Genomic DNA, 21,015 nt, shown 5'->3' with positions numbered 1-21,015 from the left:
CGGCGCTCCGGCGCAGCCCCTGTGACCGTTCCGGACCTGCCAGACCTCTGGCAAAGCCCGCCACCGCGGTCCCACGACTGGTCCCCGGCGGCTCCCGCTCGCCGTGCGCGAGGAGCCGCCAGGAGAGAGCCTTGACCTCGGGGACCTGATCACGCGGCCCTGCGAGGAGGTGGCCGACGTGTCCGACTCGCATGGATCCGGGCAGGCACCGGCCACTCGAATAGTGCCGGAGGGAAGCCCCCTGCTGTCTCTTGCGCTGGCCTCGATGATGGACGAGGTGGACGCCCACTCCGGCGCCGTGTATCTGTTGCCGCCCGGTGAAGCGGTCCTGGAGATGGCGGTGATGGCTGGGCTGCCCAGGGCCTTCGCCGCCCCGTGGGAGCGGGTGGGGCTCAGCGCGCCGATCCCGGTCGCCGAGGCGGCACGGGAGCGGCAGCTGGTCTGGGTCAGCGGCGAGGAACAGATGGCCGGCCGCTTCCCCCGGGTCGCCGTGGTGCTCCCCTACCCCTTCGCACTGGCCGCGCTCCCGGTGGCGACCGAGCACACCGTGTACGGCGCCGTCTACGTGACCTGGCCCGGATCGCATCCACCGGAACTGTCCGACCGGGAGCGCGACCAGCTCACCGCGGCCTGCGACCGGCTCGCGCTGCGCCTTGAACGGGCCGCCGCGGCGAACCATCCGGTCCGTCCCGAGGCGGATCTGCTCGCCACGGCCGCCGCGGCAACGATGTCCGGCACGCCCGGCACGGTGGAGGCGGCAAGGATGGTGGCGCGACTGCCGTACGGGCTGTGCGCGCTGGACCTGCACGGGCGTGTCAGCTTCGCCAACGCGGCGACGGCGAAGCTGCTCGGCGTCCCGGTCGCAGACCTGCTGGGTACCCCGTTGTGGGCGTCCGTGCCCTGGCTCAACGACCCGGTCTACGAGGACCGCTACCGTGCCGCGCTGATCAGCCAGCACGTGACGTCCTTCGTGGCGCTGCGGCCGCCCGGCGACTGGCTGTCGTTCCGTCTCTATCCCAGTGCGAACGGGCTGAGCGTACGGATCTCGCGGGCGCGGGCGGTGTCCGAGATGCGGCGGGCCGAACCGGAGCACAGCGACGATCCCGCCCCGGGGCTGGTGACCATCTCCCATGTGCTGAGCCTGGCCAGCGCGCTGACGGAGGCGGCGAGTGTGCAGGACGTGGTGCAACTGGTCGCCGACGAGATCGCGCCCGCCGTCGGCAGCCAGACCCTGGTGGTGCTCGGCACCCGGGCCGGACGTCTGCACGTGCTCGGGCATCGGGGGTATCCCGACGCCGGTGTCGTGGAGCGCTTCGACGGGCTGCCGCTGGACGCGGAGACGCCGGGGGTACAGACGCTGAGCAGCGGTGTTCCCGCCTTCTTCGACTCCCGTGAGCAGTTGGAGCGTCTCTATCCGTCCCGGCCCACGACACCCGACGGCATGGCGGCGTGGGCGTTTCTGCCGCTCATCGCCTCCGGTCGTCCGGTGGGCGTCTGCGTCCTCGGATATCCGGAAACACATTCCTTCCCCGCGGACGAGCGTGCCGTCCTGACGAGCCTGGGCGGTCTGATCGCGCAGGCCCTGGCGCGGGCCCTCCTCTATGACGCCAAGCTCCGGCTGGCGCACGGTCTGCAGGCCGCGCTGCTCCCGCACTCCCTGCCCTCGGTGCCCTCGATCGAGGCGGCCGCGCGCTATCTCCCGGCCACCCAGGGGATGGACATCGGCGGGGACTTCTACGACCTGGTGCTCTCACAGGGCCGGGCGGCGGCGGTGATCGGCGACGTGCAGGGGCACAACGTGACGGCGGCGGGCCTGATGGGGCAGATCCGTACGGCTGTACGGGCGTACACGACCGTCGGCCAGCCTCCCGGGGAGGTCATGCGCAGCACCAACCGGCTGCTGATCGACCTGGGCAGTGAACTGTTCGCCAGCTGTCTCTATCTGCGGCTCGACCCCGCGCGCGGGGTGGCCGTCATGGCGCGGGCGGGGCATCCGCCTCCGCTGCTGCGCCGACCGGACGGGAGAGTCCGGGTGCTCGACCTGGCCGGGGGGCCACTGCTCGGGATCGACGCCTCGGCGACGTATCCGACGACCGAGGTCCCGCTCGCCCCGGGTTCCGTGCTCGCCCTCTATACCGACGGCCTGATCGAATCCCCGGGTGTCGACATCGAGGACGCTCTCGCCGCCCTCGGCCGACAACTCGCCGAGAAGGGCGACCAGCCGCTCGACGTACTGGCCGACACCCTCGTCCAACCCGACGACGAGGCGGCGACACAGGAGCGGCCCGACGATGTCGCGCTGCTGCTTCTGCGGGCGCTCGGCTGAAGGCCGTCTGCGTGGACGCGGAGTGGTCCGGCCCTCCCGCCGGAGGGCCGGACCTTTCCACTGTCGGCCGGGGTCGCTGTATGCCGCGGCCGGGTCAGTGGTTCTGAGACACCGGGGGTGGGGGGACACCGGTGTGGGGGGAGCACCGGTGTGGGGCGGTCTCCGGTGTCAGGGGTTGATGTTCACGAGTCCCGAGCCGTCGTCCAGGCCGGAGCCGGTGTCGGCACCCGTGTCTCCCGACTGGTCCTGGCCGAGCTCGTCACTGCCGCCCCCGGCCGCCTCGTCGCCGGCCGCCGGGGCACTGGCGCCGTCGCCGGGCGCGACCGCTCCGGCTCCGGCGTCTCCGGCCGCGTCACCCGCGCCGAGCGTCGCACCGACCGCTGCCAGCGCGGTGGTGACGGGCTGGAAGAAGGTCTCGCCACCGACGGTGCAGTCGCCGCTGCCGCCGGAGGTCAGGCCGATCGCGCTGCCGTCCTGGGTGAAGAGGGAGCCGCCGCTGTCGCCGGGCTCGGCGCATACATCGGTCTGGATGAGACCGGTGACCGTGCCCTCGGGGTAGTTGACGGTGGCGTCGAGACCCAGGACGGTGCCGTCGAAGAGACCCGTGGTGCTGCCCATGCGGAAGACCTGCTGGCCCACGGCGGCTTCGGCGGCCTGGGCGATCTCGACGCTCTGGCCGTCGCCGATGTCGACCGCGCTGGCCGTCACGGTGGCCGGGTCGTCGTACTTCACGAGGGCGAAGTCGCCGTCGCCGGGGAAGGTGGCCTGGTCGACGGTGGCGATCGGGGCGCCGCCCTGCGCGTCCGACCACTCGGCGAACGCGACACCGCAGTGGCCCGCGGTGAGGAAGGCGGGGGTGCCGTCGCCCGCGGTGACGTTGAAGCCGAGGGAGCAGCGGGCACCGTCGCTGAAGATGGCGTCGCCGCCGTCGACGAAGGTCTTGAAGGTGCCCGCGGACTTCGTGATGGTCGCCACGCCCGAGCCGAGGCCCTGGACGGTCGACTCCAGCGTGTCCCAGCCGGTGCCCGTGACGGTGGAGTCGGCGGTGACGCGGATCTCGTTGGTCTTCGGGTCGACGGACCACGCCGTGCCCGGGATCGTCGCGTCGGCCTTGAGCGTCGCGGCGGCGTTCTCGAGCGTGTCGGTGCTGTTCCGCACCTGGTTGGGGACCGCGCCGGCCGCCCTGATCTCGTTGATCACCTTGCTGTTGTCACCGACGACGTTGATGACGACCTGCTGGTTGGCCGCGTCGTAGTACGACCCGGCGAAGGCGTCACCCAGTTGGGAGGCGAGCTGCGAGGCCAGGTCCGATACGTCGGCCGCCTTGAAGGTCTTGGCGCTCGCGGTGGCGTCGTCCGAGTCCGTCTGGGACGCCATGGCGTTCGGCAGGAAGAGTGCCGCCGCTCCGAGCGCCGCCACGCTGCCTGCCGCTATCGCGGCCTTGCGCTTGGGTATGCGTTTGTGACTCAACTTCTGACCTCCTGGGGACGGGGTCCGTTGCCACCGTCTTGCGGCTGAACTGGGGGGCGCCTGGATGCCTGTTGATACGCACGCGTCACACGGGGTGTTCAACTCCATTCGCACATGGCGGGAGTTGGGCAGGCCAAAGGCGTGGATTGCGAGGCAATCAGGTCCTTCTGTGCGCCCGTCCCGGCCTACAGGCCCCTTCGGTGAGCCATGTGGCACGCTCCGCGCGTGTCCGGTCACAGGCCGTCGACAAGACCGAGCGGAATCCCGGATTCTGCGAATCTGCACATCGAATGCGCAACGAGGTCACCCCGTGCGACGGATCTCCACAGAGCGCCGGGGCACGCGGGGCCATTGGGGCGGGAGTGTCCAGTTCGGAAACCGGATGCCGAGCGCACGCACACAGCGAGGACACGCGGACTGTGAAGGACTCGCCGTCGAACGGTGCACGCTCCTGCACGGTTGACCGGTTGTGGTGATCAATCGCCCTGATGCGACCGGCTGTTGACTGGAGGCGTGCCGCGGCAGCGTGCTTTGATCCATGGCACCGCGGGGGTCACGGGTCATTCCAGGCTCCCGGCAACGGGTGCCCGACGCCCGCGGTCGCGGCCGACCATCTGTCCCCAGAGGGGGCCGCTCTCCCCCTTATGAATACGCACACGAAGGGAAGTTCCATCATGAACTCCACCCCCCAGGTTGCCACCGCCGAGATCTCGGACGCCGACCTCGACGCCGTTTCGGGCGGTCTCGGTCTGGACGCCGTTGGCACCGTCACGGGCATCGTGGACTCGGTCGCCCCGGGCGTCCTCCCGCTGGTCGGTTCGGTCGTCGGCACCGTCGAGGGTCTCACCGGCCTGAACGTCACCGGCGTGGTCGCCGGTCTCTGATCTCCATCAGCGCCGTCGAGTCCCGGAACCGCTCCATGGTTCCGGGACTCTCGGGTGCCGTAAGACTATCGAACAGGTGAGGGAAGCCCCTTGCAGTTCCGCCAACAGGCCCTCGCCAAGCTGCAGTCGCCGGAAGAACTCGACCTTCCGGTGCGTTTCGCCCGCCCCCAGGGCTGGCTCGTCCTGTCCGTGACGGTCCTCGTCATGGCGGCCGCCTCGGTCTGGGCCGTGACGGGCACCGTGGCGTCCACGGTCGACGCACCAGCCATCCTCACGCACGGGGAGGGCAGTTACGTGCTGCAGAGTCCGTTCGCCGGGCAGGTCACCGCGGTTCTCGCCGAGGAGGGCGAACGGCTCGCCGCCAACGCTCCCCTACTCCAGGTCCGTACCGCGCAGGGCGAGACGGCCGTCGTCCGCACGGTCGCCGCGGGACGCGTCACCGCCCTGGCCGCCACCATCGGCGCGATCATCTCGACCGGCGCGAACGTCGCGGCCGTCGAGAAGGTCGCCCACGTGAACGATCCGCTGTACGCGACGGTGTACGTCCCCGCCGAGAACGCCGCCACGATCCCCGAGAACGCAGCGGTGGACCTCACCGTCCAGTCGGTGCCGACCCAGCAGTACGGGGTGCTGCGCGGCCATGTGAAAGCGGTCGGCCGGACCGTGCAGACCCAGCAGCAGATCGCCGCCTTCCTCGGCGACAGCCAGTTGGGCGAGCAGTTCACGAAGGACGGCAGGCCGGTGGCCGTCCTGGTCCGCCTCGACCCCAGGTCCAGCACGAAGAGCGGCCTCAAGTGGTCCTCGGCGGACGGACCGCCGTTCGCGCTGACCTCCATGACCCTGGCCACGGCTTCGATCCGGCTGGCCGACCAGCGCCCCGTCGATTGGCTCCTCCCGTGACCACCGCGCAGGACACCCAAGGCAGACGCCGCGCCACCCCGCCCAAACGCCCCGCCCCCAAGGGCAGACGCAAGACGGTGCGCACCCCCACCGTGCTCCAGATGGAAGCCGTGGAGTGCGGTGCGGCCTCGCTCGCCATGGTGCTCGGCCACTACGGCCGACACATCCCCCTCGAAGAGCTGCGCATCGCCTGCGGTGTCTCCCGCGACGGCTCGCGCGCCAGCAACCTGCTGAAGGCGGCGCGCAGTTACGGCCTGACGGCCAAGGGCATGCAGATGGACACGGCCGCGCTCGCCGAGGTGCGGGCGCCCGCGATCCTGTTCTGGGAGTTCAACCACTACGTCGTGTACGACGGAATGGGGCGCCGGTTCGGACGGCGCGGCGTGCACATCAACGACCCCGGCAAGGGCCGTCGTTTCGTGCCGATGGAGGACTTCGACACCAGCTTCACCGGCGTCGCCCTGGTCATGGAACCGGGCCCCGACTTCCACCGGGGCGGCCGCAAACCGGGCGTCCTGGGCGCCATGCCGGCCCGGCTGCGCGGGACCTCGGGCACCATGCCCGCGGCCGTCCTGGCGAGTCTGCTCCTTGTCGTGGTCGGCGCGGCGGTGCCCGCGCTCAGCCGGACGTACATCGACAGCTACCTGATCGGCGGTCAGTCCTCGCTGCTCGGCGTGCTGTTCGCGTCGATGGGCGCCTCCGTGGCACTGACGGTGGTGCTGACCTGGCTGCAACAGGCGAACCTGCTGCGCGGCCGCACCATCTCCTCGACGCTCTCCAGCGCCCGCTTCCTGCGCCATCTGCTGCGACTGCCGGTCACCTTCTTCTCCCAGCGCAGCCCGGCCGACCTGGTGCAACGGCTCCAGTCGAACGACGCGGTGGCCGAGACCCTGTCCCGCGACCTGGCGGCGGCCGGGGTGGACGCGGTCGTGGTCGTGCTCTACGCCGTACTCCTCTACACCTACGACCCGCAGCTCACGGCCGTCGGCATCGGCGTCGCGCTGCTCAACGTGGTCGCGATGCGGGTGGTGATCCGGCTGCGTTCGACGCGCACCGCGAAGCTGCGCGCGGACAGTGCCCGGCTGACCAACACGGCATACAGCGGGCTCCAGTTGATCGAGACGATGAAGGCCACCGGCGGTGAGGACGGCTACTTCCGCAAGTGGGCCGGGCAGCACGCGACCACGCTGGAGGAGGAGCAGCGCCTCGGCGTGCCGAGCGCCTGGCTGGGCGTGGTCGCGCCGATGCTCGCGACGCTCAACAGCGCGCTGATCCTGTGGATCGGCGGGATGCGGGCCATCGAGGGAGGCATCTCGGTCGGTCTGCTCGTCGCCTTCCAGTCCCTGGTGACCCGCTTCACCGCGCCGATCACCCGCCTCAACGGTGTCGCGGGCCGCATCCAGGACTTCGCGGCCGACGTCGCCCGCCTCAAGGACGTCGAGAACTTCCAGGCGGACCCGCTGTACGACCGCCCCGGCAACGCCGATTCCACCCGCCGCCTGCATGGCCATGTCGAGCTGGAGAACATCACGTTCGGCTACAGCCCGCTCGACAAGCCCCTGCTGACCGGCTTCTCCCTGACCGTCGGCCCGGGCCAGCAGGTCGCCCTGGTCGGCGGCTCGGGCAGTGGCAAGTCGACGGTGTCCCGGCTGATTTCGGGCCTGTACGCCCCGTGGGAGGGCACGATCCGTATCGACGGCCGGCGCCTGGACGACATCCCGCGCGGCGCCCTCGCCTCCTCCGTCTCCTTCGTCGACCAGGACGTCTTCCTCTTCGAGGGGACGGTCCGCGACAACGTGGCGCTGTGGGACCCGTCGATCCCGGACGAGGCGGTCGTCGCGGCGCTGGAGGACGCGGCGCTGTACGACGTCATCACGCGCCGGCCGGGCGGCATCCAGAGCCGGGTCGAGCAGGACGGCCGGAACTTCTCCGGCGGCCAGCGTCAACGCCTCGAGATCGCGCGGGCGTTGGTGCGCAGGCCCAGCATCCTGGTGCTCGACGAGGTGACCAGCGCGCTGGACGCGGAGACCGAGCAGACCGTCATCGACAACCTGCGCAAGCGCGGCTGCGCGTGTGTGGTGATCGCACACCGGCTCAGCACCGTGCGCGACAGCGACGAGATCGTCGTACTCCAGCACGGCACGATCGTGGAACGCGGGCGGCACGACGCCCTGGTGGCGGCCGGCGGTCCGTACGCCCAGCTGGTCAAGGAGCGATGAGATGACGACCGTCAACGAGGGCGATGTCGTCCTCGGCGCGCTCGGCGGCATGGGCACCCCCGTCGACAGTTCCGCCCTCAACCGCCTTGATCTGGAGGGCCCGCAGACCCTGTGGCTCGTCGCGGCGGGCGCCATGGACCTGTTCGCGGTCGACGCCGTCCAGCAGGGCCACTGGCACCACCTCGGCCGCCTCGAAGCGGGCTCCCTGCTCCTCGGCCCGGTCACCGGCCCCCAACACACCCTGGTCGGGCGGCCGTTGCGCGACTGCGTGGTGCGCCGGATCGGGCTGCGCGAGCTGTACCAGCAGGCCGACACCCGGACCTGGTCGTACGACGAGTACGGCAACGCCCAGTACGTGCCGCCCACTTCGAGCCCCCTGGAGTACGCCCTCGCGCTCGGCGTGGGCCGCAGCCTCTCCATCCTCTTCCAGGCGCCGATGGCCCACGAGAACGCCGCCGCGCTCACCGACGACGACGTCTTCTGGATGCAGGTGCCGCCCGGCAGTGTGCAGTACGGCTCCCTGTACGGCGCGGAGGCGGCGGCCGACCTGCTGATGGACTCCGGTGTCTGGCAGCGCATGGTCGACCAGCAGTACCGGCTCCTCACCACACTCGACCGCTGGATCGAGCGGCTGGAGTCAGGCCACGAGGACCGTACGGCGGCGGGCATCAAGGCGGGCGAGGCCGTCCGCGCCCAGGCCGACCGGACGCTTTTGGCGTCGATCGGGAAGCAGTCGGCGAAGCGCCCGACGGCCGCCGACGCGGATGCCACGTACGCGGCCTGCAAGCTGGTCGCCGACGCGGCCGGGATCACCCTCACGAAGGCCCACCAGAGCGGCACGGAGAGCGAGCGGATCGACCCGGTCGAGCGGATCGCGATCGCCTCGCGCGTCCGCGCCCGTGCCGTACGTCTCGACGGACACTGGTGGCACGACAACATCGGCCCGCTGGTCGGCCACCGTGCCGTCTCGGGCAGTCCGGTCGCCCTGCTGTGGCGGCGCGGCGGATACGTCGCCGTACAGCCGTCCTCGGGACGGGAGACGCCGGTCGAGAAGGCCAACGCCGGGGAGTTCGAAGCGCAGGCCGTGATGTTCTACCGACCGCTGCCCGAACGGTCGTTGAGCCCCCTGCGGCTGATGAGGTTCTGCCTCCGGGGCACCGGCGGCGACATGCGCAACCTCGCGATCAGCTCTCTGGTGACCGTCGCGATCGGCGCGATCGTGCCGATCGCCACCGGCAAGGTGCTCGGCGAGTACGTGCCCAAGGCGCAGCACAGCCTCATCGTGCAGGTCTGCCTCGCCATCATGATCACCAGCGTGGTGTCGGCGGCGTTCACGCTGCTGCAGAACCTCACCATCCTGCGGCTGGAGGGCCGGATCGAGGCAACGCTCCAACCTGCCGTGTGGGACCGGCTGTTGCGCCTGCCCACGAAGTTCTTCACCTCCCGCTCCACCGGCGAACTGGCCAGCGCGGCCATGGGGATCAGCGCGATCCGCCGTCTCCTCGCGGGCGTCGGCCCGACCCTCGCCCAGGCGGGCACCGTCGGCGCGATGAACCTGGGCCTGCTGCTCTGGTACAGCGTCCCCATGGCACTGGCCGCGATCGGCATGCTCGTCGTCATCGCCGCCGTGTTCCTGGGACTCGGCCTGTGGCAGGTGCGCTGGCAGCGCCATCTGGTCGTGCTCAGCAACAAACTGAACAACCAGGCCTTCCAGACCCTGCGCGGCCTGCCCAAACTGCGGGTCGCGGCGGCCGAGAACTACGCGTACGCCGCCTGGGCGGGCGAGTTCGCGCGCAGCCGTGAGCTCCAGCAGAAGGTCGGCCGGATCAAGAACCTCACCACGGTGATGGGCGCGGTCTATCTGCCCCTCTGCTCCCTGCTGATGTTCATGCTGCTCGCCGGCCCGGCGCGCGACTCGCTGTCGGCCGCCGAGTTCCTCACCTTCAACACCTCGATGACGATGCTGCTGACCTCGGTCACCTCGATCACCGGCGCGTTCGTCTCGGCAGCGGCCGCCCTGCCGATGTTCGAGGAGATCAGGCCGGTGTTCGACGCGACACCCGAGGTGCGCGTGGCGAGCACCCGCCCCGGAGTCCTGTCCGGCGCGATCGAGGCCCGCGGCCTGTCCTTCCGCTACACCGACGACGGCCCGCTGGTCCTGGACGAGGTGTCCTTCGACGTGCAGCCGGGCGAGTTCGTGGCGATCGTCGGCCCCAGCGGCTGCGGCAAGTCCACGCTGCTGCGGCTGCTCATCGGCTTCGACAAGCCGGTGTCGGGCAGCGTCCTGTACGACGGCCAGGATCTGGCGGCCCTCGACCAGTCCGCCGTACGCCGCCAGTGCGGTGTCGTGCTCCAGCACGCGCAGCCGTTCACCGGATCGATCCTGGACTGCATCTGCGGCACCGAGCCGTACACGCCCGAGGAGGCGATGGCGGCGGCCGAGATGGCGGGCCTCGCCGAGGACATCAAGCGGATGCCGATGGGCCTGCACACCCTCGTCTCCGGCAGCGGCGCGGTCTCCGGCGGCCAGCGCCAGCGCCTGATGATCGCCCAGGCGCTGATCCGCCGCCCCCGCATCCTCTTCTTCGACGAGGCGACCAGCGCCCTGGACAACGAGACCCAGCGCACGGTCATCGAGAGCACCCGGGCGCTCAACGCCAGCCGCGTGGTGATCGCGCACCGGCTGTCCACCGTGATGGACGCGGACCGCGTCATCGTGATGGAGGCCGGCAAGGTCGCCCAGCAGGGCCCGCCCGCGCAGCTCCTCGCGGACACGAGCGGGCGGCTGCACGAACTGGTGCGGCGGCAGATGCGGTGAAGCGGTCAGTCGAGCCCGGGGACCGGTGCTCCGGACGGGAGCCCGGCCTCGACGTACCGGCGGTAGATCTCCTGCCAGGTCGCGGTGCTCCCGGCGTGCGGTCCCCCGTGCTCCTCGCCCCGCGCCTGCGCGTCGAGGGCACCGAGGCACACCTCCCAGCCGGCGGCGTTGCGCGCGGCGGTGTTCTCGGCCTCCAGGACGTCGGTGAGCGTGAACCGGGTGCGCTTCTCGTCCAGTGCCTCCAGGCCGAAGTGCAGCTCGTCGCCGCCCCACTCGAAGGAGAGGTGCCGGGGTGAGTCGACCGCGATGACGCGGCCCGTGGACCCCGGCATGTTCGGGTCACCGCTGAAGGTGATGGTCCCGCCGGGGTGCAGGTCGATCTCGGCGCGCGAGGGGAACCAGTGGGCCAGCTCGTCGGGGTCGGTCACGAACTGCCAGACACGGTCGACGGGATGGTCGTAGGTCCGGCGGAAACGGACGGCGGGGCGGCCGTCGTCGAGGGTGAGGTAGCTGCCGGTGGAGGCCTGGGACTCGGCGGACATGGCGGCTCAGTCCTTCGGGGAGGGCACTGCTGGGGCTTCGGGCACGGTCAAGGAATACCCCGCCGGTCAGGGCCCGTCCACGGCGTGACACTCCGACGAGACCTGGGTCACCCATCGAAACGTTGCAGTTTCGATAGAAGGGGTCTAGCCTCTAGGTGTACGAAACGGTTTCGTTTACCTGCACGAAACCCTTTGCAACTTCCCTGGAGTTTCCCTGATGCCTCAGACAGTGACCGAAGGTGCCCGCACGGGCGCCGTGGACGCCCCGGCGGCGAATGCGTCGAAGCGGTGGTGGATCCTCGCGATCATCGGAATCGCGCAGCTGATGGTGGTCCTCGACGCCACCATCGTGAACATCGCCCTGCCGTCCGCCCAGGCGGACCTGGGCTTCTCCGACGGCAACCGGCAGTGGATCGTCACCGCCTACTCGCTGGCTTTCGCCTCACTGCTGCTGCTCGGCGGACGCATCGCCGACCTCTTCGGGCGCAAGCCCGCCTTCCTCATCGGTGTCTCCGGATTCGCCGCGGCCTCCGTGCTGGGCGGCGCCTCCACCAGCTTCGGGATGCTGGTCACCGCACGCGCCCTCCAGGGCATCTTCGGCGCGCTGCTCGCACCGGCCGCGCTCTCGCTGCTGAACACGACGTTCACCGAGGCGAAGGACCGCGCCAAGGCGTTCAGCGTGTTCGGCGCGATCGCCGGCGCCGGTGGCGCGCTGGGGCTGCTGCTCGGCGGTGTACTGACCGACGCGCTCGACTGGCGCTGGACCCTGTACGTCAACCTCATCTTCGCGATCGTCGCCTTCGTCGGCGGCTGGATGCTGCTGAACAACCACCGTGACGCCGCGAACTCCAAGCTGGACCTGCCGGGCACCCTGCTGGTCTCCTCCGGACTCTTCGCCCTGGTCTACGGCTTCTCCAACGCCGAGACGCACGACTGGAGTTCGCCCGCCACCTGGGGCTTCCTGGCCGCGGGCGGCGTGCTGCTGACGGCGTTCACCCGCTGGCAGACCCGTGCCAAGCACCCACTCCTTCCGCTGCGCGTCCTGCTCGACCGCAACCGCGCCGCCTCGTTCATCGCCGTTCTGGTCACCGGCGCGGGCATGTTCGGCGTCTTCCTCTTCCTCACCTACTACCTCCAGCTCAACCTGGGCTTCAGCCCGACCAAGACGGGCCTGTCGTTCCTGCCGATGATGGCCGCCCTGATGGTCATGGCCCAGGTCTCCACCACGATCCTGGTGCCCCGTGTCGGGCCGAAGGTCGTCATCCCGGCGGGCTTCGCGATCGCCGCGCTCGCCATGGCCTGGCTGACCGGCATCGGTGTCGGCTCGTCCTACACGACCGCCGTCCTGCCGCAGTTGATCCTCATCGGCGTGGGTCTGGGCATCGTGATGCCGCCCGCGATGTCGCTGGCCACCATCGGGATCGCGGCCGAGGACGCGGGAGTCGCCTCCGCGACGGTCAACACCATGCAGCAGGTGGGCGGTTCGATCGGTACGGCGCTGCTGAACACCCTGGCCGCGAGCGCCGCGACGAGCTACCTGGCCGGCAGGAACCCGGCCGACAAGCTGGTCCAGGCGCAGGCGACGATCGAGAGCTACACCACCGCCTTCTGGTGGTCGGCCGGCTTCTTCGCCGCGGGCGCGGTGATCACCTTCCTGCTCTACCACCGCGGAAAGCTGGAGCAGGACCCGGACGCCGCACCGGTCGTCCACATGTGATCGCGTCCTGACCCAACGATCAACGATCACCCCTGAACCGAGGGGCCGCCGTCTGCAGGGAGACGGCGGCCCCTCATCCCTCTTCCACGGGCCGGCCCCTCGTCCGCCTCCGATAGCGGGCCGTCGCGGCCGCGAGGCGAGCCTGCTGGGCCAGCTCGTTCTGCGGTACGGCGGGCCGGTACACGACGAGTCCCCGCTCCCGTTTCTCCAGCCTCAACTCGCCTGATGTGGGCGCGACTTCACCGTCATACGCGAGAGTGTCCGTGCCGGTGAGACCCTCCAGCCCGACCCAGGAGACGCGTTCGGAGCTGTAGACCCGGGAGCGGCCGAGGGCCCCGGCGAGCGCGGAGACGACGACCCGGGTGCGGGCGAGCCGGTGGTCGCCGTCGATCAGCCGCAGGTCCAGGAGTCCGTCGTCCAGGCGTGGCCGGAAGGCGGGGGCGAAGCCGTCGGGGACATAGCGGCCGTTGCCCGCGAAGAGCAGCCACAGGCGCCGGGGGCGGCCGTTGATCCGCAGCTCGATGGGGGTTGCGGTGCGCAGCACCCGGGTGAGGGCGACGGCGGCCGCCGGCCACTTGCCCCACCGCTCCTCCAAGTGCTCGCGGATCCGGACGAGTTCGGGGTAGAGGCCGATGCTGAAGGTGTTGAGGAACCGCACCTCGTGCCCCGCCGCCGGGCGCGCCACGCCGATGTCGACGGCCACCGCCTCACCCCGGGCGACCGCCACGGCGGTGTCCTCGAAGTCGGGTACGCCCACGTCCTGCGCGAAGTGGTTGAGGGTACCGCCGGGGAACACCGCCAGCGCGAGCCCCCGCTCGGCCGCCGCGCGCGCCGCCGCGTTGACGCTGCCGTCACCCCCGCACACGCCCAGTGCGCCGCCCGCCGCCGCGGCCCGCTCCACCGCCTTGGCGAGCAGCTCGGCGAAGTCGTCGTCCGGGGCGCGTTCGATCAGCTCGGCCTCCGGCAGCAGACCACGCAGGCGTTCGGCGGGCTGCAGTCCCGTCGGGGGTGCACCGGTACCGGCCCGGCTGTTGACGAAGACGACCAGCCCCCGGCCCGCGGGCAGCGCGGGCGCGTCGGCCTCGGGCCGTTCCCGCTCGGGGCGTGCAGGGTGCGGCGGCCACCAGCGGCAGGTCAGTGCGGCGGCCCCGGCGCCGATCGCGATCCCGGCCAGCACGTCTCCTGGGTAGTGCACGCCGACGTAGACACGCGAGAAGGCGACCGAGGCGGCGAAGGGTGCGACCAGAGCCCCGTACCCGGTGGATTCCAGGGCGACCCCGGTGGCGAAGGCCGCGGCCGACGCGGAGTGTCCGGAAGGGAAGGACGAGGTGTGCGGCTGACGTGGAAGGTGCCGGATCGACGGCACATGGTGCAGCACCGGACGGGGACGGCGGGCACTCCACTTGACGACCGTGTTGACGGTCAGCGAGGCGAGGACGAGCGAGCCGGTGCCTCGCACGGCCGCCCGCCGGGCGGTACGGCCGCCGACAAGCGTGAGGCCCGCGGCCGCGCCGAACCACAGCCGTCCGTGGTCGGCGGCGCGGCTGAGCCGCCGCAGCGCCGGATCCGCGGCCGGGAAACGGGAGCCCGCCACCCGCCGGAACAGCCGCAGATCCAGTTCGCCGAGTGTGCCCATGGCCCCACTCCTACCGGGAGCGGAGGCGGATCGGCATCCGCTGCACCTCCAACCGGAGCAGCACCCGGCACGGCCCGCGGCGACCCACGGGGTGCTGGTCGGGGCCGGCCCGGGTCAGGACCTGTGCGGTAACGCCGGAGGCCGGCCGACAGCCCCACTCTGTCCGGCCGACCTCCGGTACGAGATCACGCGGCACCCGCGACGAGGCCCGCCTTCCCCAGTATCGGGCTCTCGTTGGACGCCCACGGGGACCGCGCGATCCCGGTCTGTCAGAACGTGAAGACGTTCATCCCGTAGGAGTTCTTCACGCACTCGTTGGCGAAGGTGCGCTCATAGGCGACCCTCTTGCCCTGCCACACGCCGTCGACGGTGACGACCACGGGGTCGAACTGCTTTGTGCACATCGCGCCGGCTCTCACGGACAGGGCGTCGAAGTCGCCGCCCGTCTCACGGAGTTCGGCGCAGGCCCGCGGGGCGTCGGGGTGGGTGCCGGAGGCGGTCGGGGCGCAGTTCAGGGTGACGGCGCGCTCCGCGGTGGCGGTGGCCGCGCTGTGACCGTGGCCCACGCTGAGCACGAGGGCAGAGGGGGCGTAGAGCGCGGACGGGCCGGGGCCCGGGGCGGCGAGGGCGGTTCCGCCCAGTGGCCCGCAGACGGCGGTGGCCGTCAGGGTGAGAGTCGCTGCCCAACGCGCGGTGGTCGGCATTGTGTGCATCCTTCCGCTCGATTGAATGCGAGACCGGCTCGGTCTGTGCCGGTTCGGCGAGCGCGAGTCTGCCGAGTCCGGACAGGAAACACACATCCGACCCACGGGTTTCAGTAACTTTGAGTATTGAATCAGTGGCGCGAAGTCACAGGATTCGAACGTAACAGCCCGGAAGCGAGCGCTTACTGATCGTCCTGAGCGCCTTCATGGCCGGATTTCCACGGCTCAGCAATAGGCCGGAAACATTCCGCTTCAGCTCACGGCGGACCCCCTGGTCATCCCCTTGCCTATCCTCCCTCCGCGAGTAATCGTTATTACATGATTACAACGGAGCAGCACGACAAGTTGCGCGGCTGGTTCACCGGCCGACTGCCCGACGACCTCTTCGAGAGCCTGACGGAGGTGACCGTCGACCGCGAGGAGATCACCGTCGTCGGCCGCATCCCCGAGCCCCGGGTCGCCGAAGGCGCCTCCGCCGCCGAGAAGGAGGCGGCCCTCCAGTCCCGTATCCAGGAATTCCGGGAGCGCACCCGCGAGCAGCGGATCGAGGTGGCGCACGAGGCGGAGCACCGGTTCCGCAAGAAGGTCTCGTGGGGTGCGCAGTGCGGCGGCGAGCGCGCCCTGTTCACCCACATCGCCGCGCCGGTCATGACCCGGCTGCGCCAGCCCGAGCGCCAGGTCCTCGACACCCTCATCGCCGCCGGTGTGGCCCGCAGCCGCAGCGACGCCCTCGCCTGGTGCGTACGCCTGGTGCAGCGGCACACCGACGACTGGCTCACGGAGCTGCGGGACTCGCTTGAGCACGTACAGCGCGTCCGGGCCCAGGGTCCCGACGCCGAGGAGTGACCCCGAGCAGATGCCGTAGGTCTTTCCGCCCGTCCGGCGTTCGAGTACGAGGCCGTCCAGGCCGAAGCAGGGGTCTGGGGCAGCCCAGGAACAAGGGACGGGCAGGGGCGGAGGGGCGAAAACCCCACCCCGGCTCCGCGATCCGCGCACCACAGTGGACGGATCTTGTCCAAGTCGCAAGGATCGACCCCGTACTGCGCGAGCTCAGGGACGAGGGACGGGGACGCACGGATGGCGAAGCACTGGGCCGACTTCCAGTACGAGATCTATCTCAACGGGATGACAGGCGCCGTACCGCGGCTGCCCACCGATCTGACCCGGCTGGAAGAGCTCACCGAGCAGCGCCTGGGCCCCGGCCCGGTCGGCTACGTGGCGGGCAGCGCGGGCAACGGCAGCACCGCACGGGCCAACCGAACCGCCCTGGACCGGCGCCGGATCGTGCCACGCATGCTGCGCGACGTCCACGAACGCGACCTGTCCGTCGAGCTGTTGGGACGGGCGCTGCCCGCACCGCTGGCCCTCGCACCCGTCGGCGTACTGTCGATCATGCACCCGGACGCGGAGTCCGCCGCCGCACGGGCCGCCGCGGCACAGGGCGTCCCGTACATCCTGTCCTCGGCCTCCAGCACATCCATGGAGCAGGTCGCGGAGGTGATGGGTGACGCGGAGCGCTGGTTCCAGCTGTACTGGGCGAAGGACCGCGAGGTCACCCGGAGCTTCCTGGAGCGGGCGAAGGCGGCCGGGTTCACCGCACTGTTCGTCACCCTCGACACTCCCCTGCTGGCCTGGCGGCCGCGCGATCTCGACCGGGCGTACCTGCCGTTCCTGCACGGCGTGGGCACCGCCAACTACTTCACCGACCCGGCGTTCCAGGCAGGCTTGGCGAAGCCGGTGCACGAGGACCCGAACGCCGCTGTGATGCACTTCGTGGGTATGTTCGCGGACCCCGGCAAGACCTGGCCCGACCTGGAGTTCCTGCGGGAGAACTGGGACGGCCCGATCGTCCTCAAGGGCGTCCTGCACCCGGACGACGCCCGTCGTGCGGCCAGTGCCGGGATGGACGGCGTGGTCGTCTCCAACCACGGCGGCCGTCAGGTGGCCGGGGCCGTCGCGGCAGCGGACGCACTGCCCCGTGTGGTGGAGGCGGCGGGCGACCGTCTGACCGTCCTCTTCGACAGCGGGATCCGCACCGGCGACGACATCTTCAAGGCGCTCGCCCTCGGCGCACAGGGCGTGCTCGTCGGACGCCCGTACGCCTACGGACTCGGCCTCGACGGTCAGGCGGGCGTCGAACACGTCATCCGCTGCCTGCTCGCCGAGTTCGACCTCACACTCGCCCTCTCCGGCCACGCCCGCCCCGGCGACATCGGTCCCGACGACCTGATCGAGGAAACCGCCTGACAGCAATACCGCGCGAGCGCCCCGACCCGAGCGGGCCTCGGCGTCTTCGACCCTGAGCCCCAGAGCGCGGTGCGATTCCCGCATGTCGCGGGTGTCACGCGCGAGACCCTCAGGCGGATCGCACCGCCGGCCGTCCGGAACACCTCCGCCTTCGTGGACGGCGGTCGCCCCTGGACGTCGTCCCGTCACTCCTGCTCGCTCAACCCATACAGGCCGATTCCCTTGATCACCGCGTCGAGTTGTACGAGCAGAGGCAGCACGGGCTCGGGGCTCGCGTTGTCGCCGACCGTCACGGAGCGGGGTTCCTGATAGGGCTCCGACGAGGTCGCCTCCGGATCGGTCGGCACGCCCGTCGACCGTTCGCCGGGAGGCTGTTCACCCGGCGGCTGCTCACCGGGTGCCTGCCCGTCCGGCGGCTCGGGCGCGCTGCCGCCGGCGGACGGCACACCGCTGGAGGCCTGCGGCGAAGGGCTGGTCGTGCCCGAGATCGACAGTGATTCGGGGCTGGCCGACTCGGAATCGGTTCGCCACTGCTGCGCGCCGGAGCCGTCGCGAACCTTGACGACGATGGCGGACCCGGGATCCGCGGAATCGGGCGCGACAGCGAGCCGGTCGCTCCAGCGGGGCTGCAACTCGCCCCGCGCGGTGAGGTCGTAGCGCACGTCGTCACCGCGCGCCGCGTCCTCGGCGGCGCAGGGCTCCAGCACGACGAAGCCGTCGTCGGCACGGGAGTCCAGGCACAGTTCGGGGTTGGCGACACTGCGCAGGAGGCCGTCGCCGCCGTACGACCATTGCTGGGTCCAGGCGGAGGAGCACACCGCGAGTTCGGTCGCGGCCCCTGCCTTCGCCTCGCCGCCTTGGATGTCGAGGCACAGATCGGCGGAGAGGTTGCGCAGCCGGGTCTGCTCGGTGTTCGTGGGATGCCCGGCCGAGTTGGGGGGCGGTGACGCGGAGCCGGGCTCGGGCGAGAGCGTGCGGGCGTTGCTCGCGCCGGTGGAGGCTGTGGGGTCGGCGCCCGGCTCGTCGTCCGACCACAGCGTGGTGGCGAGGACGGTCACCAGCAGGGTGGCCGAGACCACGCCCGCTCCGGTGATCAGGGCTTTGGCGTGGCGCTGTGCGGGCTGGGGCATGCCGCGAGGGGCGGGTATCTGGGACAGCAGACGATGACGTCCGCTGTTTCCCGGGAGCCCGCCACCGCCGCCCTGGCGTCTGCCGCCGAGCGGTACTCCACCCCGGGGGCGCACTCCTTGCTGTGCGCGCCCGGGGCGGGAGTCGAGATAGCGCCGGGCGCCCCAGCCGAGTACCGCTTCGGCGAGCAGCGCGCCCAACCCGCCCTCGAAATGGCTGAGTTGTTCGGCGGCGAAACGGCAGTAGCGGCACTCCATCAGGTGCTGTTGGACATCGGGCAGCAAGGCGCCGCCGCGGCGAATCGGAACGTCGAGCAACCGGTTGTGGAACGCGCATTCCTGGGTCGGCGCGAGTTCCCGGTGGGCGCGTACACAGCCCTCACGGAATTGCTCGCGGGCCTGTTCCAGAGCGGCCGACGCGGTGTCGGTATCCATGCCCGACAGACCGGTCGGTACGGATATGTCCTCGGCTTCGACCTCGGTGTGCCACAGCAGGCCCTGGGCGATTGGCTGCAGCGCGTGGAAAGCGCGCTCGGCGAGCTTCCGGTTTTCGGCCGTCATGGACTTGGCGGCCCGCAAACCGCGGCCCCCGGCGGGTTTCCTCAGGTCCGGCAGTACACCGGTTATCCGGTCCTCCGCGGCCCACTCCCCGACGGTGTCCCGAACGGCCACGAGAATCCGGGGCCGCACGGCGACACCGGACTCGCCGCGCGTCAGGCGGTCGAGTGTCCGGCGGAAGGAGGCGGCGGTCACCATCGAGGCGACGTTCGCCGAGGAAGCGAGGCAGATGACCGAGTAGTCGTACGCCGGCTGCCAGTGCCGGGCCATCAGCAGGGCGACGGGGTGCGCCGTCTCGCTCTCCGGCCGGCCTCGCAGCTGTGCGGCGAGACTCTCGTCGGACTCCCCGGGAGCGCCGCCGGGAGGATAGGGAGGACGTGGGGGGTGGGGGGTGGGCACAGAGCGGGTTCCTTCCAAGGCGCAAGGTGGCACATAGAAGTTCCTTCACCGCCGAAAAGGAGCTCCTCATTGGTGCATACCTTTATGACGGAGCGCCGGGAAAACGGCCGGGGCGAAGTCCGTAACGACAACCGTCGCCAAGAGCCTTTCGGGCTCCTCGACGGCCTTGAATACCGAACAGCGATTCGGACCCGGCCATTGGCCCAGCACAGGAAGGTCACCTTCGCACAACAGCTCGTGACCAACAAGACACATGAGTAACTTCCGTCCCAGTGAGAGAAAGTCAGATCCGGTCGGCAACTCTCGCGACTCGTACCGGTTTTCGAAATTTCATGCGCCCCGTGTGAACGGCACGCACGCGCCGGTGGCCCGCGCACGCTCCCGGCGCGCATCACCGGGCGGTCCACTGGAACCGGCCCTTCTCGGGGGCCCCGCGCGGTACGGCGGCTCTCCCGCGCGAAACCGGCCGCCGACCCTGATCTCCCGCCCTCGGTCGGCGGCCCCGAGGGCGGGTCGACCTGCTCGCTCCCCCGGCCGGTGTCAGATCTGCCAGGACCTCAAGCGGTCCGCCGCGCCATAGACGTCCGTCTTGCCGTCGATCAGGTCGCGGGCGAGGTCGACGAGGGCTCCGTACGGCGGGTCGATGCCGACACCGCTGACGAACATGTAGGCGACCGCCGCCGCGCAGGCGAAGCGGGCGTTCGCGGCCGGCAGGGGCTTCAGCAGGGCCAGGGTGTGCAGGAGCGCGGCCGCGCGCCAGGCCGGGTCGGAGTCCACGCCGAGGCGGGGCGGGTCGACGCGGTGCCGGGCCACGGCGGCGACGAGCGCCGAGAAGTCGTCGACCGTGGGCTGGTCGGGCATGACCTCGTCGTGGCGCTGGAGCAGCCAGGGCACGTCGATATGGATGACGGGTGCCATGGGTCAGGCTGCCCGGCCCTCGCCCTTGCGGGGCGGTTCGTCCTCGGGGAACGCGGCGGCGAACTCCGCCGCGTGCGCCGCGAAGAACCGGCGGAACACCTCCGCGCCTTCCTGTAGCGCTCGGTGCCGCACGATGTCGGCCGCGGCCGCCTCCCGCACCAGGGCCTTCATCGACGTACCGCGCTCCTTGGCGATCTGCCTCAGGTCCTCTAGCTCGCGGTCGCTGAACTCCACATTGAGAGCTGGCATGCCCTCACGGTACCGCCCGGGTACTTACGCGTAAATACTCCCAGTTCAGCGACGATGTGGTGCGGTACCTCCCACGCCCGGGACCGAAGGCTCCCCGACCGGAGGCGACAGCTCGATGTGCGGTCGCGCGGCGGCCCGGGTTGTGGTGCTCGCGGGTGTCGAGGCACTCGGGCTCCTGCTGGGTGGCACGCCTGCGTGGCGTGGCTCCTGGTACGTAAGCCGTGTGCCGCGTGCGAAGGCCGTCCACGGACTAGGCTGGAACACGAGTGACGCGCTTGTTCACTGTGTGTGTGCGCAATGG

General features: G+C 70.9%; 15 protein-coding genes. 8 read left to right on the top strand and 7 right to left on the bottom strand.

Features of this window, described 5'->3' with window-relative positions; genetic code table 11:
* Positions 1–169: 169 nt before the first annotated feature.
* A complete protein-coding gene (locus ACIPC1_RS10970; protein ID WP_402515483.1) occupies positions 170–2,326 on the top strand; it encodes a SpoIIE family protein phosphatase in 2,157 nt (718 codons plus the stop codon).
* A 168-nt stretch (positions 2,327–2,494) separates the two neighbouring features.
* On the opposite strand, the gene ACIPC1_RS10965 is transcribed toward ACIPC1_RS10970, so the two are convergent.
* Positions 2,495–3,796 carry a S1 family peptidase gene (locus ACIPC1_RS10965; RefSeq protein WP_402515482.1) on the bottom strand — a complete coding sequence of 434 codons (1,302 nt, stop codon included), beginning with the start codon at positions 3,794–3,796 and terminating at the stop codon, positions 2,495–2,497.
* Between the two features lie 674 nt (positions 3,797–4,470).
* Here ACIPC1_RS10965 and ACIPC1_RS10960 point away from each other — a divergent pair.
* The 4 genes from ACIPC1_RS10960 to ACIPC1_RS10945 all read left to right on the top strand — a co-directional run bounded on the left by ACIPC1_RS10960 (position 4,471) and on the right by ACIPC1_RS10945 (position 10,617).
* Positions 4,471–4,680 (top strand): type A2 lantipeptide, encoded by a 210-nt coding sequence (locus tag ACIPC1_RS10960; RefSeq protein WP_402515479.1) that lies wholly within the window; start codon positions 4,471–4,473, stop codon positions 4,678–4,680.
* Between the two features lie 90 nt (positions 4,681–4,770).
* The gene (locus ACIPC1_RS10955; protein WP_402515478.1) at positions 4,771–5,580 is read left to right on the top strand and encodes an HlyD family efflux transporter periplasmic adaptor subunit; all 810 of its coding nucleotides are present in this window, start codon (positions 4,771–4,773) and stop codon (positions 5,578–5,580) included.
* The gene (locus ACIPC1_RS10950) at positions 5,577–7,799 is read left to right on the top strand and encodes an NHLP family bacteriocin export ABC transporter peptidase/permease/ATPase subunit (protein WP_402515476.1); all 2,223 of its coding nucleotides are present in this window, start codon (positions 5,577–5,579) and stop codon (positions 7,797–7,799) included. The genes ACIPC1_RS10955 and ACIPC1_RS10950 overlap by 4 nt, the downstream gene beginning before the upstream one ends.
* A 1-nt stretch (position 7,800) precedes the next feature.
* Positions 7,801–10,617 (top strand): NHLP bacteriocin export ABC transporter permease/ATPase subunit, encoded by a 2,817-nt coding sequence (locus ACIPC1_RS10945; RefSeq protein ID WP_402515474.1) that lies wholly within the window; start codon positions 7,801–7,803, stop codon positions 10,615–10,617.
* Positions 10,618–10,622: 5 nt separating this feature from the next.
* Here ACIPC1_RS10945 and ACIPC1_RS10940 read toward each other — a convergent pair whose 3' ends face one another.
* Positions 10,623–11,159: an SRPBCC family protein gene (locus tag ACIPC1_RS10940; RefSeq protein ID WP_402515471.1), complete on the bottom strand. Its 537-nt coding sequence runs from the start codon at positions 11,157–11,159 to the stop codon at positions 10,623–10,625.
* 217 nt (positions 11,160–11,376) lie between these two features.
* On the opposite strand from ACIPC1_RS10940, the gene ACIPC1_RS10935 reads away from it, so the two are divergent.
* Positions 11,377–12,876, top strand: a complete 1,500-nt coding sequence (locus ACIPC1_RS10935) for an MFS transporter (protein ID WP_402515470.1) — start codon at positions 11,377–11,379, stop codon at positions 12,874–12,876.
* A gap of 73 nt (positions 12,877–12,949) precedes the next feature.
* On the opposite strand, the gene ACIPC1_RS10930 is transcribed toward ACIPC1_RS10935, so the two are convergent.
* Positions 12,950–14,512 carry a bifunctional phosphatase PAP2/diacylglycerol kinase family protein gene (locus ACIPC1_RS10930; RefSeq protein ID WP_402515467.1) on the bottom strand — a complete coding sequence of 521 codons (1,563 nt, stop codon included), beginning with the start codon at positions 14,510–14,512 and terminating at the stop codon, positions 12,950–12,952.
* A gap of 269 nt (positions 14,513–14,781) precedes the next feature.
* Positions 14,782–15,216, bottom strand: a complete 435-nt coding sequence (locus ACIPC1_RS10925; RefSeq protein WP_402515465.1) for a protease inhibitor — start codon at positions 15,214–15,216, stop codon at positions 14,782–14,784.
* Positions 15,217–15,534: 318 nt separating this feature from the next.
* Here ACIPC1_RS10925 and ACIPC1_RS10920 point away from each other — a divergent pair, with 318 nt between their 5' ends.
* Entirely contained in the window at positions 15,535–16,062 is a 528-nt protein-coding gene (locus ACIPC1_RS10920; RefSeq protein WP_402515464.1) for a hypothetical protein, read from the top strand.
* Positions 16,063–16,293: 231 nt separating this feature from the next.
* The gene (locus tag ACIPC1_RS10915; protein WP_402515462.1) at positions 16,294–17,463 is read left to right on the top strand and encodes a lactate 2-monooxygenase; all 1,170 of its coding nucleotides are present in this window, start codon (positions 16,294–16,296) and stop codon (positions 17,461–17,463) included.
* Positions 17,464–17,648: 185 nt separating this feature from the next.
* Here ACIPC1_RS10915 and ACIPC1_RS10910 read toward each other — a convergent pair whose 3' ends face one another.
* The 3 genes from ACIPC1_RS10910 to ACIPC1_RS10900 form a co-directional block, all read right to left on the bottom strand.
* Positions 17,649–19,547 (bottom strand): RICIN domain-containing protein, encoded by a 1,899-nt coding sequence (locus ACIPC1_RS10910; RefSeq protein ID WP_402515460.1) that lies wholly within the window; start codon positions 19,545–19,547, stop codon positions 17,649–17,651.
* 540 nt (positions 19,548–20,087) lie between these two features.
* A complete protein-coding gene (locus ACIPC1_RS10905; RefSeq protein WP_402515457.1) occupies positions 20,088–20,465 on the bottom strand; it encodes a toxin Doc in 378 nt (125 codons plus the stop codon).
* Between the two features lie 3 nt (positions 20,466–20,468).
* The gene (locus ACIPC1_RS10900; protein WP_384379203.1) at positions 20,469–20,714 is read right to left on the bottom strand and encodes a hypothetical protein; all 246 of its coding nucleotides are present in this window, start codon (positions 20,712–20,714) and stop codon (positions 20,469–20,471) included.
* Between the last annotated feature and the right edge of the window lie 301 nt (positions 20,715–21,015).

The sequence above is a fragment of the Streptomyces sp. NPDC087263 genome, from assembly GCF_044744645.1.
Taxonomy (GTDB): Bacteria; Actinomycetota; Actinomycetes; order Streptomycetales; family Streptomycetaceae; genus Streptomyces.
The sequence above is the reverse complement of the archived record's forward strand: the minus strand, read 5'-3'. Positions and strand labels throughout refer to the sequence as shown.

Bases quoted from the DNA above. Each gene is read 5' to 3' on its own strand.
- ACIPC1_RS10930 (WP_402515467.1), bottom strand. From the start codon at position 14,512: ATGGGCACACTCGGCGAACTGGATCTGCGGCTGTTCCGGCGGGTGGCG.
- ACIPC1_RS10915 (WP_402515462.1), top strand. From the start codon at position 16,294: ATGGCGAAGCACTGGGCCGACTTCCAGTACGAGATCTATCTCAACGGG.
- ACIPC1_RS10920 (WP_402515464.1), top strand. From the start codon at position 15,535: ATGATTACAACGGAGCAGCACGACAAGTTGCGCGGCTGGTTCACCGGC.
- ACIPC1_RS10925 (WP_402515465.1), bottom strand. From the start codon at position 15,216: ATGCCGACCACCGCGCGTTGGGCAGCGACTCTCACCCTGACGGCCACC.
- ACIPC1_RS10945 (WP_402515474.1), top strand. From the start codon at position 7,801: ATGACGACCGTCAACGAGGGCGATGTCGTCCTCGGCGCGCTCGGCGGC.
- ACIPC1_RS10900 (WP_384379203.1), bottom strand. From the start codon at position 20,714: ATGCCAGCTCTCAATGTGGAGTTCAGCGACCGCGAGCTAGAGGACCTG.
- ACIPC1_RS10905 (WP_402515457.1), bottom strand. From the start codon at position 20,465: ATGGCACCCGTCATCCATATCGACGTGCCCTGGCTGCTCCAGCGCCAC.
- ACIPC1_RS10935 (WP_402515470.1), top strand. From the start codon at position 11,377: ATGCCTCAGACAGTGACCGAAGGTGCCCGCACGGGCGCCGTGGACGCC.
- ACIPC1_RS10940 (WP_402515471.1), bottom strand. From the start codon at position 11,159: ATGTCCGCCGAGTCCCAGGCCTCCACCGGCAGCTACCTCACCCTCGAC.
- ACIPC1_RS10960 (WP_402515479.1), top strand. From the start codon at position 4,471: ATGAACTCCACCCCCCAGGTTGCCACCGCCGAGATCTCGGACGCCGAC.